The sequence below is a fragment of the Rhizobium sp. CF122 genome, from assembly GCF_000282035.1.
GTDB lineage: Bacteria > Pseudomonadota > Alphaproteobacteria > Rhizobiales > Rhizobiaceae > Rhizobium.
In genome coordinates this window covers 1-1,946 of the sequence record NZ_AKKA01000128.1, presented here as the reverse complement: position 1 = coordinate 1,946, position 1,946 = coordinate 1, and the positions used below count along the sequence as shown (strand labels likewise).

Genomic DNA, 1,946 nt, shown 5'->3' with positions numbered 1-1,946 from the left:
GATGAAATTCGGAACGAGTGGGCTTCGCGGCCTGTCTGTCGACCTCAAGGGGCAAGCTTCGGCGCTCTATGCCACCGCCTTCGGTCGCTATCTGCTCGACAGTGGAATGGCGCGCCACGGCGATGCTCTGCTGATCGGCCAGGACTTCAGGGATTCCAGCCCTGAAATCGCGGTAAACTGCACCGATGCTTTGGCCGGCCTCGGCTTCGACGTTTACGACTGCGGTAGCGTCCCAACGCCAGCGCTGGCGCTCTATGGCCTGCAGCAAAAGGCCGCTTGCCTGATGGTAACGGGCTCGCACATTCCAGCCGATCGCAACGGCATAAAGTTCTATCGGCCAGACGGTGAGATCGACAAGGCGGACGAGGCGGCGATCACGGGCGAGGCCACAAAACTCGATCGCGCCAGTTTTGCGTTTGAGCCCCGCGGCACCAAACCACAGGATCGGTCTGCCGAATGCCTCGCGGCTTTCCGCGATCGGAATGCCAATATTCTCCCCACGGGTGCCCTTACGGGCCTCAAAGTCGGTGTCTACCAGCACAGCACGGTTGCCCGTGACCTGCTGGTGGAACTCTTGGAGCATTTCGGCGCAACAGTCGTGCCGTTTGGCCGCTCCGAAACATTCATACCGGTCGACACCGAAGCCGTTTCAAAAGAGACGATTGCCAAGCTCAAGGATGTCGCAAGGCAGCATCGCCTCGACGCGGTCGTTTCTGCGGATGGTGATGGCGATCGCCCGTTGGTGGCAGACGAGACTGGCACGCCGCTGCGTGGCGATCTCCTCGGGCTGATCGCCGCAAACTTTCTCGGCGCCACATCGGTCGTGACGCCCGTGACTTCGAATTCCGGCATAGAAGCTGCTGGTCGCTTCAGCGTCGTTCGCACCCGTGTCGGCTCTCCCTTTGTCATATCGGGGATGCAGGAAGCACGCGCGGCCGGTCAGACCCATGTCGCCGGTTTCGAGGCAAACGGAGGCGTGCTGAGCGCGAGCGACTTCGAGGTCAACGGCCACGTGCTGCGCGCCCTGCCGACGCGCGATTGCTTCGTGCCGATCCTGGCGACGCTTTCTCTTGCAGCGTTGAAACGGCAGCCGCTTTCGATCCTCGCCGCGTCCTTCCATCTGCCGCTTGCCGCGGCCGACCGGCTTGAGAATTTTCCGGTCGAGACCAGTGGCCGGTTGATGGCCTTTCTTCGCGCCGGCCCCACCAATCTCGCTGCGTTTCTGCAGCCGATCGGCGAGGTCGGCAGCGTCAGCGACATTGACGGGCTTCGCGTCACACTGACGGACCGACGCATCATTCATTTCCGCCCCTCCGGCAATGCCCCCGAAATGCGCTGCTACGCCGAGGCGGAAAGTGAAGGCGCCGCCCAGGGGTTGCTGCGCGCTGGTCTGGAGCGAATCCGCTGGTGGGCGCAGGCGAATTGATTGGCGAAGCAAGCAAATATTCAAGGACACTCCAAATGACACAGAAGATCGTTCCCGTGATTATGGCTGGCGGCAAGGGTACTCGCCTCTGGCCGCTGTCTCGCGCTGCAGCTCCGAAGCAATTCATACAGTTCATCGGCGACAAGACACTTTTCCAGGAGACGTTGCTGCGCGTGTCCGATCCAGCGCTTTACGAGGCGCCCGTCGTTCTTACGAACGAAGAGTTTCGCTTTCTCGTCGCCGAGCAGGCGCGTGAACTGGACATCGGCCTCGCCGCCATCTTGCTCGAACCGGTTGCCCGCAACACCGCCGCCGCCGTCGCTGCGGCTGCGACCCTTGTGAGCAAGCGCTTTAACGAAGACACGATCATGCACGTGCTCGGCTCCGACTATGAGATCGTCGCCGACGACACCTATTTCGACTGTGTCCGCATCGCAGCAGCCACAGCCGCCCAAGGCAAGCTCGTGACCTTCGGCATCCAGCCAACCGAACCCGCAACCGGCTACGGCTATATCGAGGG

The 1,946-nt window shown here is 61.9% G+C and carries 2 protein-coding genes; both read left to right on the top strand.

Features of this window, described 5'->3' with window-relative positions:
- The first annotated feature begins 1 nt into the window (after window position 1).
- A complete protein-coding gene (locus PMI09_RS29630; protein ID WP_007803047.1) occupies window positions 2–1,426 on the top strand; it encodes a phosphomannomutase in 1,425 nt (474 codons plus the stop codon).
- Window positions 1,427–1,461: 35 nt separating this feature from the next.
- On the top strand, window positions 1,462–1,946 hold a 485-nt coding region (locus PMI09_RS29625; RefSeq protein WP_007803045.1), incomplete at its 3' end, for a sugar phosphate nucleotidyltransferase.

Coding starts and splice junctions, on each gene's coding strand:
- PMI09_RS29630 (WP_007803047.1), top strand. CDS start 2: ATGAAATTCGGAACGAGTGGGCTTCGCGGCCTGTCTGTCGACCTCAAG.